Genomic DNA, 13,166 nt, shown 5'->3' on the forward strand with positions numbered 1-13,166 from the left:
GGGTGTTGCTGACGCTCACAGCCCTTCTGTTTGTATCCAACCTGTTGGCGGCGACGGCTGCCTCGCTCGCGGTGCTATTGGTCGCGCGCGTGGTGCTCGGTATTGCGCTCGGTGGATTCTGGTCCATGGCGGCGGCACTGGCCATGCGCCTGGTGCCGGAGCGGCTTTTCCCGCGCGCGATGTCGCTCGTGTTGACGGGCGTGTCCATTGCCACCGTCTGCGCTGCGCCCGTTGGCGCATGGATGGGAAATGTGTGGGGATGGCGTAGCGCTTTTGTCGCGGCAGGTGCTGTCGGCTTGCTGGCTTTCGCTGTGCAGCTGGTCGCGTTGCCGGCACTGCCGCCGCGTGACAAAGCCAGCTTGAAAGGCCTGCGCGATCTGCTCACGCGGGGACCGGTACGAATTGCGCTGCTGGCCGTGTTGCTCGTGATATCCGGCCACTTCGCGGGCTTCACCTACATCCGGCCCGTGCTTGAAGACGTGACCAAGCTGTCGGTGTCGGCGATTTCCGCTGTGCTGCTGGGCTATGGCATCGGCGGTTTCTTCGGGAACTTTGCAGGGGGGTGGCTGGCGGGGCGCAGTGAGCGATACGCGATCGTCGCAGGCAGCGGGATGATCGCCTTGCTTGCGGCTGCGCTGCTCATTGGCGGCAGCTCCACCGTGGTCACCGCTGTGGCGGTGACGCTGTGGGGGTTCGCATTCGGCGCGTTTCCGGTCGGCTTTCAGACCTGGATCGTGCGCGCCGCACCCGACCAGGCAGAGGCCGCGGGCGGCTTGCTGGTGGCAGCGTTCCAGATCGCCATCGCCACGGGCGCCATCGCGGGCGGCCTCATCGTTGACTGGACTGGAGCGCTCGGCGCCCCTGCATTTGCCATGGTGGCTGTAGCCCTGGGCGGCCTGCTGGCATGGCAGCACGGCCCGGGCCCCGCAGCGACCGATGCACGGAGGCAGTCATGACAAAGTCAAGACCAGACCCCAGCATCAATCGGCGCATTACCTTGGCGGCGCACCCGCGCGGCCTGCCCGTTGCGTCTGACTTCAATCTTGTGACCGAGCCTGTGCCGCACGTGGGCGAAAGCCAGGTGCTCTTGCAAACGCAGTTCCTTTCGCTGGACCCGTACATGCGCAACCTGATGGACAAAGTCGGCCCGGGGTACGCGCCTCCTGTTCCGCTAGGCGGCACCATGCCGGGCGGCACAGTCAGCCGTGTCGTCGAATCCAGGCATCCCAAATATCGCGTTGGTGATCTCGTGCTCGCCAACGCTGGCTGGCAGGACTACGCTCTGAGCGATGGGACCGACCTGCAGTTGATGGATGACATGGCCCGACCATCCCTCGCGCTTGGCGCGCTCGGAATGCCGGGTTTTACAGCGCATGTCGGTCTGCTGGACATCGGCCAGCCAAAGGTTGGTGAAACTGTTGTGGTTGCAGCGGCGACCGGTGCGGTTGGCGCCATGGTCGGCCAGATCGCGAAACTCAAGGGCGCCCGCGTGGTAGGCATCGCCGGAGGTGCCGAAAAGTGCCGCCAGGCGGTCGACGATCTGGGCTTTGATGCCTGCGTCGACAGGCGCGGGCCATTGTTTGGGGAACAGCTTGCTGCCGCATGCCCGGCGGGCATTGACGTGTACTTTGAAAACGTCGGCGGTGACGTATTGTCGGCAGTCCTTCCGCTCCTCAATCTTGGCGCCCGTATGCCTGTGTGCGGTTTTGTCGCACATTACAACGACTCTGCAGGCTCAATCGGCCCCAAMCAACTGCCGCAGTTCCTGGCCGCCATTTTGCAAAAGCGGGTGCGGGTGCAGGGGTTCATCATTCTTGACCACTATGGCGCGCGCTTTGACGTGTTCCGCAGTGAAATGGGCGAATGGGTCAACAGTGGGCAGGTCAAGGCATCGGAGCACGTTGTAGATGGCCTGCTGAATGCGCCCGCCGCCCTGTCAGACCTGCTGCAGGGCCGGCACTCCGGCAAGGTCGTCGTACGCCTGGTGGCGTAGCTGGCATAGGTACGGCGTCCGGTGCTTGGCTTGGGCTCTTGCAAGGGGGACTTTATTCATGGCAATCAGCGCCGGGTTGCGATGAATAAAGTCCGCCGATCGAAGCTGCGCATCCCCTTGGAAACCTTGCGATATCTGGGCATGTTTACGACTCCAGTGCTTCGAGTTGCGCTAGCACGCGCCGTGTGGCGGCAAGGGCGCGGCGTGCGCGATCGGTGGCGCTGACGGTGAGTGCCAGCGTGTGCGTTGGCACTTCGAGGCTGAGCGGGATGTTGCGCGGCGCAGCACGCAGAAGACCGAGGAGGTCCACTTCGCCATCGCCAGGAAACAGGCGCTCGGAGCGGGCCTCGGCGAGGATCGCGTCCATCGTCGGCGGGATGGCTGCGGGCACATCGCAAAACTGCATGAAGCGCATGCGCGACGGCGGGATTTCGGCAATGTCCTTGATGCGGCTGCGCGAGCGGCTCAGATGGAAAGGGTCGATCAGCACACCCGCGTTGTTGCGGCCGGTGCGCTCAACGATGCGCGCGGCCTGGGTCAAATCCTTCGCATCGGTCCAGGGCATGAATTCCAGGGCGGCTGCCAGCCCGTAGCTGTCGGCGAGGTCGCAGAATGCGGCGAAGGTATCGGTGAGCCGGGCTTCGTCTGGATCGTTTCCGGCCACAAGCAAATCGCTCGCACCGAGCCGGGCGGCGGTGGCAATCGCGGCTTCGTAGTCGCCGACCAGGGTATCGGGCTTGATGCGAAAGATTTCGACATCAAGCACCTTGATGCCGGTGTCCGCCAGGCGATGCTCGACTTCGCGCAGCATCTGCGTGTCTCCCACGATGTCGTACTGCGGCTCGGTCGGCGTTGCCGGCAGCAAGCGGATGCCGACATGGCTGAAGCCGGCATCAAAGGCGCAGGTCACCATTTCAGGCGGCGTCAATTCCAGCACGGTCAGGGCGGCGAGTGAAATGGGTCGGGTCATATTCCTGGCTCCGGGCTCACGTCGATGAGGGCAACTGAGACTCCTTCTTCATCATCCAGAGTTCCTGAGTGTCCAGCGCGACACGTTCTACCACTCCGTCGCTCTCGAGTCTTTCCAGCGCCTCCAGTGTTGTAGCTTCCGGAGGGACGGGCTCTTCCCATTCGATCCAGAAAGAGTGAATTCCCCTGGCCGTATCGACTGAGTGCGGGGCACTCTCGAGCTTTCTGCGGATACAGAGGACGGCGAAATCGACCAGTTGTTTGTTCATCAAGCAAGCTTGTTTTGTGGAGATGCCGCTGCGTGTCATTAAGCGTGCGCGTGCCAGGCACTACTGCATGCCGTGATGTCTTCGAAGCGCCTGTTCTGCAGTTTCTTCGCAACGGATGACTTCATTATTGTCCCGGTCAGCTCAAAACCAGCCATTTTCTTTGGAAACTAACTATTCGCAATAGTGGCATTCCATTCTTCGGAAAGTTTCCGCGGTTTTCAAAGTGGCGGGACATATCTGCACCAAGGCATGGATATTTTTGTCCTGCCGGTTTCACCGGCACAGACAGATGTCGAGGGCATTCGACCGGCACGCTTTGCCGGTATGCGATGCCTTCGCTCAACTGAAAAAAGAGCAGTGCAAATAAGTCCTCCTCACCTTCAGAGGTGAAAAAAATACTCATACGAATCAATGCGTTAGGAGATTTTTAAGGTTGGCATGCCGCTTGCGAAAACAGTGCGGGAGAAATTCCGCCCGCGGCCCTCGTGGCTTGGCGAGCGTTTCTGCAAGTGCGTGCGGTATTGACTATGAGAGGCTAAAAATGGCTGAAAGTGTTCAAAAATGGCTGGAGCGTAATCGTCCACCCCGGGTGAAGATCACCTACGAGGTGGAGACTGGCGGCGCCATCGAAAAGCAGGAGCTCCCCTTCATTGTTGGAGTGTTTGCTGACCTGGCCGGCGATCGCGATCCCGACGTGGAATTTCCGCCGTACAAGCAACGGCAGATGGTGCCTATTGACCGGGACCTCTTCAACGACGTCATGAAGACGCAGTTGCCGCGTGTGGCTCTGGGCCACGTTCCGCGTATCCCGTCACCACCCGGTGCAATGCAGATCGGAGCCGTCGAATCGGCCAATCTGTCCGGCGACATTACTTTCAGTTCGCTGGATGCGTTCGACCCGATCGCCGTCGTGCGCGCCATTCCTGACCTCAACAAGCTCTATCGGGTACGCAGCAACATCCGCATGCTGCAGTCGCGGGCGGAGTCGAGCGACCGGCTCAATGACCAGCTGAATCTGTTGATCGCCAAAACGCCGGACGGCCAGGCCAGGCGCGCACAACTTCAGGTGCTGGCCGGGCCTGACTACCGCAACAGCGTCGTCAAAGCAGACATGGACAAGGCGCCTGGCGAACTCAAAAAGGCCACATCTTCTTTGTACGACCTGGCCATGGTGATGGGCAAGGCCGATCAGGCGCCCAAGCTCAAGGCTGCCACCGACTGGGGATATGAGACCGTCAACGGCGTGGGCGCGGACGGCAAGCCGGTGGTTGACGCCGATGCAACCCTGGCGCCGCTGCGCAGGCTGCTGGGGGTGTTTTCGACCCCGGACACGCCGGAGAACCTGCAGACAGTGTCAGCCCAGCTGCAGCAACTTACGCAGTGGGATGCCGGCCTGTCTTCCAAAATCCAGCTGGAACGCAATGCGATTGCCAGCAATCTCGGCGCCGACCCCACTGCGACCGCGACGCAGACCAAGCTCGCTGCGGACGCCACAGCGCTATTGGCAGCGCTCGCACCCAAAGACGGTCAGATCGATGCCGACGCAAAAAGGGCTGCTCTGGCTGTGCTCGGCATGCAGCAGACCGACGACAGCGATTCGATCGCGATGCCGACCGACGCCGCACAAGTGCGCACAGTGGCCGAGCAGAAGCATGACGCGGTCAATCGCAGGGTGGCCAACAATATGCTGCTGGTTCTCAGCGGCGCTACCGACACGCCTGACCCGAAGACAAAGCCGGTGCCTCCGACAAAAAAACAAGCCAGGCAGAACATTGATGCGGTCTTCGCTCTCATGGATGCGGCTGGCCTGAAAACCGACGAGGACAGGCAGAAATTCCTTGGCCCGATCGGTTTCTTTGCGACGGATGTGCTGGCGCGGCTCGATACTCCAGGTTCCACCTATGCGCCGGTGGCCGCGATAACTGCGATTGACTCGCACATCTCCGACATCGACGGCTGGTTGAGCAGGCAATTGAGCGTGATCATGCATGCGCCGAAGTTCCAGGAGGTCGAAGCGACCTGGCGCGGCCTGCACTATTTCGTGTCAAACACCGAAACCGGCAAGATGCTCAAGCTCAGTGTCTTCAACGCCACCAGGGACGAGCTGCTGGACGACATGGAGAAGGCGGTCGACAAAGACCAAAGCAAACTCTTCAAGATGATCTATGAAGACCAGTACGGCACTTTCGGTGGCCTGCCCTACAGTCTTCTGATTGGCGGCTACGAGGTGGGGCGCAGCGCCAAGGATATCGAATTCCTGCGCAAGATCGCGGAAGTCGCGGCCTCCGCCCATGCGCCATACATCACCGCAGCCTCRGCRTCKCTRTTCGGACTCGACAGCTTTCGCGACCTCGCCAAGCCCCGTGACCTGGAAAAAATCTTTGAAAGCATTGAGCTGGCCGGCTGGCAGGAATTTCGCGAAAGCGAGGATTCCCGCTATGTGACGCTGGTGATGCCGCATGTGCTGCTGCGCCTGCCTTACGGCAAGAACAGCTGGCCGGTTGACGGCATGGACTTCGAGGAGACTGTCGGGCCTTCCAGCAGTTCACCCGATAGCGGCAGTTTCCTTTGGGGCAATGCGGCCTACATGCTGGCGCAGCGCGTGACCAACGCGTTCTCCAAGTACAACTGGACGGCAGCGATACGCGGAGTTGAAGGTGGTGGACTGGTTGAGGACCTGCCGACCTACAGCTACCGCACCGATTCCGGGGCCGAGGAGCTGTTTTGTCCAACTGAAGTGTCCATCACCGACCGGCGCGAAAAGGAGCTCAACGATCTGGGCTTCATCTCGTTATGCCATTGCAAGGGCAAGGGGCAGGCTGCATTTTTTGGCGGGCAGACCAGCAACCAGCCGAAGAAGTATTTTTCCGACAGCGCCAATGCCAACGCACAGATTTCCGCGCTGCTGCCCTACATGCTCGCGGCCTCGCGCTTCGCGCATTACATCAAGGTCATCATGCGCGCCAAGATAGGCAGCTTCCTGACGCGGGGCAATGTAGAGGCCTACCTCAACACCTGGATATCGAACTATGTGTTGCTCGATGAGAACGCCTCTCAGGACGCAAAGGCGAGTTTTCCCCTGAGCCAGGCGAACGTGATCGTGAAGGATGTGCCAGGCGCCGTGGGTTCCTACAACGCGGTCGTCTTCCTCAGGCCGCACTTCCAGCTTGAGGAGTTGACAACCTCGATCCGCCTTGTGGCGAATCTTCCGAAGTGACGCGTTCTCTTCCCACCCAATATAGACCAACGAAAGACAAGCCATGGATCTGATACTGCTACAACCCGGCGACACTTCCGTGTTCCCCACAACAAGCAATGACTGGGCCACGGGCGGCAGCCTGATTTCGACCGGCGCCGACTGGACCGCCAACGAGGAACTTAAGCTCGGCCAATGCATCGAACTGGTGTCAGTGCACCAGGGTATGAAGCAGCAGGTGACGACGGACGTCAGCAATTCGGCGCGCACCTCTGGCAGGCCGGTGATCACGGAGTTCACCTGCGTCAAATATGTCGACAAGACTTCGGTCAAGCTCTACGACTTCTGTTTGCGCGCGAAGTCGCTGGGCGACAAGGCCAAGCCCTCGTACATCTACATCCTGCGAAACTCGGGCGACAAGGTCGGCAACATCATTACCTTCATGCTGCGCGACGCGCTTATCAGCGAAATTCAATTCCAGTCACATCCTGACGACATGCCGACCGAGCAGTTCAAGCTTAACTTCACCGAGATCGTCTGGACCTACGCCGTGCAGACACCGGACATGCAGGTCAAGGGGAACGTCACTGCCGGCTGGAGCCTGGCGCAGAACAGGCCTTTGACGGCGTTCACTTGAGCCTCGTTGCGGCCCTGCGGGCGCCGTGGATTTTCGTTGTTTTTGAGATGGCGTACCGTTATTGCGGCGCGCCAGCCCAAGGGGATAAACATGCAGTTCTTGCTTGAGCGCCTGGAGTTTGCAGGTGCGGCGCCGGCGCAAAGCGGCCAGAGCTTCAATCTGCGCGATGCCGTGCGGCTGCAGATTCAGCGTCTGGTTAGCTCGCACGTCTGGGCCGGTTCGACCGGTCTGGAACTCATGCGCGTCGGCCTGCCTTCCCTGACCGGCGCCGGTTATGCCCAGAAAGATGACGTACAGCGTTATTCGCTGGGCATCCGCGACATGATCGTGCGTCACGAACCTCGGCTGACGGGCGTACGTGTGACCGTTGAGGAAACGCGCAGTTCCGTCATGCCTTTTCAGGTAGTCGTCACCGGCAAGCTCGCCGACCAGCCGCTGACAGAGACCTTCAGCTTCGGGTTGCCGCGCCGCTAGGCGCTTCCAGGCCATGCAAGTCTACGGAACTCAACTCAAGGACTACTACCAGCGCGAACTGGCAGGGCTGCGCAACGACGCCGCTGCATTTGCGCAGGCCTATCCGACAGAGGCGCAGGCACTCAAACTCGATCGCACCGGTTCGCACGATCCTCACGTGGAAATGCTGCTGCAGTCCTTTGCTTTCCTGACCGGTCGGGTGCAATATGAGTCCGAAGTCAGCAAGGCGCTGATCCCGAACGTACTCCTCGGTTACCTTTACCCGCACCTGGCGGCGCCTGTGCCGTCCATGTTGATTGCCCAGGTCCGCGTCAAGCCGGACGAYGCGGCCGGCGCGGTTCTGGAGCGCGGGCGGCAGGCCAGTGTGACGGCTGAGGACGGCCGGGGCCGGAAAAGCGTCTGCCGCTTTACGACAACCTGCGACTTGCCTTTGTTGCCGCTGGGCATTGTCGAGATTGAAATGTTGCAGGCGGGAGATTTCCCGGTCGGGTTGAGCGACGAACGTTGCTTGTCGGTGCTGCGTGTTCGGGTGCGCAGCCTGGGTATCGACCCGGTGAAGGCGCTCAAGAAAACCCGGTTGCGCTTTTACATCGACACCAGCCAAAAAGACGCCTGGTATTTGCAGGAGATGCTGGGCCTGCATCTGCACGCCGTTGACATCGCACAGATTGGTGGTGAGCCACTGCCAGGCGCAAACCAGAGCGCCGTCCACTGGCTCGGGTTTGAGGACGAAGAGGCCGCTCTCCCGGTCCGAAACAACATGCATCCCGGACACCGGCTTCTTCAGGAATATTTTTCCTTTCCGGAAAAATTCATGTTTTTCGAAACCGACGAGTTTGACCTAGCTCCGTTTGAGAATGGTTTTGACTTGTTGTTCCAGTTTGACGTGGCTTCCCATAAGGATCGCCAGCTCTCGTCACGTTCGCTCAAGCTCAACTGCGTGCCCATGGTGAACCTCTATCGTCAGCGCATGGAGCCTCTGGCGCTTGACCACACGCAGTACGAATACCAGCTAACCGCAGACGTGCAGAACCGCCAAAACTGCGAGATCTACAGCATTGAGGAGCTGGTTTCCATTAGCGCCGACGGCAGCCAACGCAAGCTGGTGCCGTACTTCGAACTTGGGAACGCGAAGACGCGCGGCACCGATGACTATTTTTATGTCATGCGGCGCGAGGAAAACCAGCTTGGCGGCATTGCCGGTACCGAGGTGTTCATATCTTTTCTTGATGTCCGGCAGCAGATGGCACTGCCGCCGGCAGAAGTTGTTGGCGGGCGGGCGCTTTGCACCAATCGCAAGCTGGCAGAACAACTGCTGGTCAAGCAACCTTTGCAGCTCGAAGGGGCGGGGCCGATCACGGTACTCGAAGTGATAAGCCGGCCCTCGCGTCACATCACCCCCGCGCTGATTGGGCGGCGTCCCTGGTCGCTGGTTTCCCAGCTCGGCATGAGCCACTTGTCGATGGCAGAGGGGCCGCAGGCGCTCGCTGCATTCAAAAGCATGCTGCGCGACCACATCGACCCTCTGCAGACACAGGCTTTCCGCARCATTGAAGGAATTCAGGCGCTGCAATGTCGGCCCGGCATGCGCTACACGATACGCGATGGAGTGCGGGGCTATGTGCAATGCCTCTATATCACCCTTACGCTGAATCGAAAACAGTTCGAGTCGACCAGCATGCTGCTATTTGCGTCGGTGCTGCGCTATTTTCTTGCGCTCTACTCGACAGTCAACAACATGGTCTGCGTAAGCCTGGAAACCACTGACGAGAAAGGAGTACTCAAAAGATGGCCGCCAATGGTTGGGGCCCAGATCGTTCTTTGAGCCGCCGGCTCGAGCAGCGTTTTGGGGAGTTCAATTTCCTGCAGATGATCCGTCTGTGGCTGCGCCAGCCGGATGATCGTGCCGGCGGGTCGGGCCAGACCGTGCGTTTCGAGGCTGATCTTGATGCGGGCTTTCCCGCGCGCGCGGCGAGCGCCGTGCGCGTGCAGGCCATTGCATCCGGGTCGTCTGCGGTTCCGGCGTTGATCGAAGCTGAAGGCGATCTGCATGACCGGCCCCAAATGCTGGCAATCATCACCCCGGACTTCTGTGTTGGCAGTGCACTCGGTCCCTTGCCCGAACCTTTTCTCGAGTGGATGCGCGAGCTGGATCGTGCAGGAAAATCCGCGACGCGCGCATTTCTCGACATTTTCAATAACCGGCTAAATCTGCTGCGTTATGAAACTCGCGCCGGCTTTGAGCCTGGGCTGAACAACGAGCGGCCTGAGCGCAGCCAGCTTGCCGAATACCTTGGCGCGCTGATGGGGGTGGACAACGCCGAGCAGGCCGGGCAAATCCCGATGCCCCAGCGCCAGTGGCTCGGCATCGGGGATTTGCTGGCAAACGGCCGGCGGTCGGCAGCCGGGCTGGTTCAGGTGATCTCGGCGCAGCTTGGATTTCCAGTCAGGTTGCAGCCACTGGTGGGCGCATGGCGTGCAATCGATCCGGACGATCAGCACCGCCTGGGCCGCAGTGGTCACCGGCTTGGCGTTGACATGCTGCTTGGTCGCAGCACTTGGGATCAGCAGTCGCGCATCCGGCTGACCGCAGGCCCTGTCGCTTACTCCCAACTGGAGGCACTGCTGCCGCCGCTGAAAAAAAACACAGAACCAAAGCGTTCGCTGCGTCAATGGCAACGCCTGCAACGCCAGGTCGATATAGGCAGTGAAGCACCTGCCGTGCACAGCTCGTATGAGGAACTGCAAGGCTTGCTACGGTTGATGCTTGACCGTCGCCACGATGCCGAGATCGAACTTTCGGTGCTTGCCGCAGAGGTGCCGCTGGCGCGGCTGGTATCGACTCAGGCCTCCGGTTTCTCCGGTATGCGTCTGGGCTTTAACGCATGGCTGAAGTCGCGGCCGACGGATGGCACCGCTGGCGTTTCGGGTGTTTGTGTTGCGCGCTTTCTGGTCCCCGCCTATGAGTCGGGAGCCATGACATGAACGACCGCGTAACTGGCATGACGACCGCGCTGGCTCTGCTGTCGCCGGCGCCGGTCGTCTACCTGCATGTCGCGCTGTTCCTGGAAACGGGCGTCATCCTGGGTGACGGTAGCTTTCGGCTGGTCAGTTTTAAAGGGCAGGAAAGCATTTCTGATCATTTTGAGTACGAACTGGAGTTGCACGGAAACTCGGACCCCGAGAGCGGCCTTGAGCTGGCCTTTGATGACCTGCTCGGGCGACCGGTCACTGTGGGGGTTCACTACCCTGTGTTGGATGGCCAGCAGCAGCCGACGCGCGAGGAAGCCAACGAGTGGTTTGACCAGGCCGTACACGGCCAGGACGAAGGCGTGCGGTTGTCCCTGTTCAATGGCATCGTCGCATCCTTCTCAATGGAACAGCCAGGCGTCTATCGCGCGACCATGCGGCCGGCACTTTGGAAGCTTACGCTCACGAACAACTACTGCATCCATCGCCAGCTGAATGTGCGTGATGCTATTGCGGGCGTCCTGCGCAAGCACAACATTGACTTTTCGGTCGCGGCGCTGGTTGGCTCAGGCAATCTGGCAGTCGCGAGGCAGCAGGACTGGCTGCAGGCCGGCGAAACCGACTATGAGTTCGTGCGGCGGCTCATGTCGAAAGCGCACATCTACTATTTCTACGTGACCACCGGCACCAGTCACACAGCGGTTTTCGCCAACCGGCCTGTTTATCCGGAGGCCCTGCCCGGAGGCAAGCCGCTACGCTACTGCGGCACCCAGGAAGATACTCTCGGCCTGGCTCAGCCCGACATGATCGGTGACTACCGGTTTCAGCAGAGCCTGGCCAGCAGCGCGGTGACCTCGGTGTTCACGCGCGAGGAGGCGGCTTGGGAATCGGACGCAGTGGCCGGGTTCCAGAGCTTCCATGCACAGACCAAGCCGGCACCTGGCGCCTTGCCATTCAACCAATACCAGATCTACCAATACGGCTGCAGCGACGTTGAGGTCGATCACTATGCCCATGCAACGCAGGACACCCTGGATACGGGTAGCCGGCAATTCAGTGGTTCGAGCTATTGTCCCTACCTGCATTGCGGCCACCGCTTCTCGGTGACGCAGGAAGTGCGTTCAGGGCAATGGCCGTTGCAGGTCAGACCTCAGCTGGAGGGAAGGAGCTTTGTCGCGACGCAGGTTCAGCATGAGGCAACACTCGACGGCAGCTACAGCAACAAGTTCCAGGCGACAGACGCCCAGGGGCTGGTCACGCCGTTCTCCATCCAGGAGACCCAGCAAGGCAGCGTACTCGCCAGTGTCGTCTCGGGTGGAAACCAGGGTGTTGCGCCGGTGGGTTGGCGCTATATGCAGAAGGATAACTTTGACCCGGAGACCAGCCGCATTGTCGACAGCGAGGGAATTTCTCCGGTGCTTGAGGCGCAGGGTGTCTATGTGCGGTTCTCGACAGGCCAGGACATCTTTTCACCGGACGGTGCCGACCCGGCGGAGCCGGTCTGGGTCAAACTGGCTGCGCACATGCAGACCGTGCCGGAGATCGGTGCGACGGTCATCATTACGCGCGCGCAGGATCAATCCGAGCTGCCTGAAATCCAGAGCATCATCCAGGCTAATGGCACCAAGGTCATCATGCCGTCAGGCTGGACGGCCAATACCAACGTTGGCAGCAGCTATTCGACGGCCTACGGCGACGGCAAGAGCATCCGTTTCGGCTTGCACTCCGATGCTGACCTGGACAACGCGGTTGCCATCGTTAGCCAGCAATACGACAGTGGAAAGTTCCGCGAATCATCGTATTCGCAGGGCGCGAGTTATGGCTATTCGACCTCCGAAGACGGCGCGAGCGGCCTGCTGAGCCAGTCAGATTCCTTCGGTTCGACCTACAGCACGCATAAGGGAGCGGAAAGCTGGAGCAGCACCGAGTTTGGTACGACCACCAACCACTCGATTGTGACCGGCGACGCCACCAACACCAGTACGAATCAGGGCACGATCAGTAACACGACGTCGCAAAACGTCGTGTTCAATACAACCACGACCGCGAGCCAAACCAGCGAGTCGTTCACGGTTAGCGGCGTCAACCTCGACGTAACCGGTCAGCACATCTCGACCTCGGYGGTCGGTATGGCTGTCAGCGCAAGCGCGACCGGAGTGCGGCTGTCGGGCTCGATGGAGGGAATGAGCAGYAGCAGCAGCATGGTCGGCCTCAGCGACAGTGACTCGGTTGTTGGCATGAGCATGCAGACCAGCGCAACCGGTTCAAGCAACAACGTTGCGGTGACGCTTGCTTCGGATCATGTCTCGATGACGCTGGTCGATACGGGCACCAATCTGGTTGGCGTCAGCAACAGCACCTCTCTGACCGGTGCCAGTACGGCGATGAACCTGGTTGGCGCTCACAACGAGGTCAGCCTGACCGGCCTGTCCAGCCGGGTCAGCCTCACGGGCCAGAGCAACAGTGTTTCAGTTCTGGGGTCGAGTACTGACATCTCGCTGTCGGGCGACACCACGGCGATCTCGATGAAAGGCGCATCAACCTCGATTGAAATGACCGGGGCCGGCATCCTGGTGCAACTCACCGCGTTGCAGGCGACGATGCAGATCACGGGCCTGAGCCTGACGATCACCGAGCTGAAGATCTATCTCTAGGCCG

At 60.4% G+C, this 13,166-nt stretch carries 11 protein-coding genes; 8 read left to right on the plus strand and 3 right to left on the minus strand.

All coding sequences use genetic code 11. The features are described from left to right. Both AC1D1P_RS00005 and AC1D1P_RS00010 read left to right on the plus strand, forming a co-directional pair. Positions 1-956, plus strand: a 956-nt coding sequence (locus tag AC1D1P_RS00005) for an MFS transporter (RefSeq protein ID WP_477671734.1), incomplete at its 5' end; no start/stop codon positions are given. Continuing rightward, the gene (locus tag AC1D1P_RS00010; protein WP_477671735.1) at positions 953-1,993 is read left to right on the plus strand and encodes an NADP-dependent oxidoreductase; all 1,041 of its coding nucleotides are present in this window, start codon (positions 953-955) and stop codon (positions 1,991-1,993) included. The genes AC1D1P_RS00005 and AC1D1P_RS00010, both read left to right, overlap by 4 nt. A 145-nt stretch (positions 1,994-2,138) precedes the next feature. Here the strand turns inward: AC1D1P_RS00010 and AC1D1P_RS00015 are convergent, their stop codons facing one another. The 3 genes from AC1D1P_RS00015 to AC1D1P_RS00025 form a co-directional block, all read right to left on the minus strand. Then, complete coding sequence (locus AC1D1P_RS00015; RefSeq protein ID WP_477669988.1) at positions 2,139-2,963, minus strand: sugar phosphate isomerase/epimerase family protein; 825 nt, start codon at positions 2,961-2,963, stop codon at positions 2,139-2,141. Positions 2,964-2,979: 16 nt separating this feature from the next. Next, positions 2,980-3,231, minus strand: a complete 252-nt coding sequence (locus AC1D1P_RS00020; RefSeq protein ID WP_477669987.1) for a hypothetical protein — start codon at positions 3,229-3,231, stop codon at positions 2,980-2,982. A 136-nt stretch (positions 3,232-3,367) separates the two neighbouring features. Continuing rightward, positions 3,368-3,634: a hypothetical protein gene (locus tag AC1D1P_RS00025; protein WP_477671736.1), complete on the minus strand. Its 267-nt coding sequence runs from the start codon at positions 3,632-3,634 to the stop codon at positions 3,368-3,370. Positions 3,635-3,772: 138 nt separating this feature from the next. Between AC1D1P_RS00025 and tssC the strand changes: the two genes are divergently transcribed. From tssC to AC1D1P_RS00055, 6 genes are all read left to right on the plus strand, one after another. After that, the gene (gene tssC, locus AC1D1P_RS00030) at positions 3,773-6,448 is read left to right on the plus strand and encodes a type VI secretion system contractile sheath large subunit (RefSeq protein WP_477671737.1); all 2,676 of its coding nucleotides are present in this window, start codon (positions 3,773-3,775) and stop codon (positions 6,446-6,448) included. Positions 6,449-6,491: 43 nt separating this feature from the next. After that, positions 6,492-7,064 carry an Hcp family type VI secretion system effector gene (locus tag AC1D1P_RS00035; protein ID WP_348049164.1) on the plus strand — a complete coding sequence of 191 codons (573 nt, stop codon included), beginning with the start codon at positions 6,492-6,494 and terminating at the stop codon, positions 7,062-7,064. A gap of 90 nt (positions 7,065-7,154) precedes the next feature. Further along, positions 7,155-7,538 (plus strand): GPW/gp25 family protein, encoded by a 384-nt coding sequence (locus AC1D1P_RS00040; RefSeq protein WP_477669984.1) that lies wholly within the window; start codon positions 7,155-7,157, stop codon positions 7,536-7,538. Between the two features lie 13 nt (positions 7,539-7,551). Further along, complete coding sequence (gene tssF, locus AC1D1P_RS00045) at positions 7,552-9,363, plus strand: type VI secretion system baseplate subunit TssF (protein WP_477671738.1); 1,812 nt, start codon at positions 7,552-7,554, stop codon at positions 9,361-9,363. Further along, positions 9,327-10,523, plus strand: coding sequence for a type VI secretion system baseplate subunit TssG (tssG, locus tag AC1D1P_RS00050; protein WP_477671739.1), 1,197 nt, complete (start codon positions 9,327-9,329; stop codon positions 10,521-10,523). Before tssF ends, tssG begins: the two co-directional genes overlap by 37 nt. After that, entirely contained in the window at positions 10,520-13,162 is a 2,643-nt protein-coding gene (locus AC1D1P_RS00055; RefSeq protein WP_477671740.1) for a contractile injection system protein, VgrG/Pvc8 family, read from the plus strand. The genes tssG and AC1D1P_RS00055 overlap by 4 nt, the downstream gene beginning before the upstream one ends. The last annotated feature ends 4 nt before the right edge of the window (positions 13,163-13,166 follow it).

The organism is Polaromonas sp. P1_E1_2, from assembly GCF_056406035.1.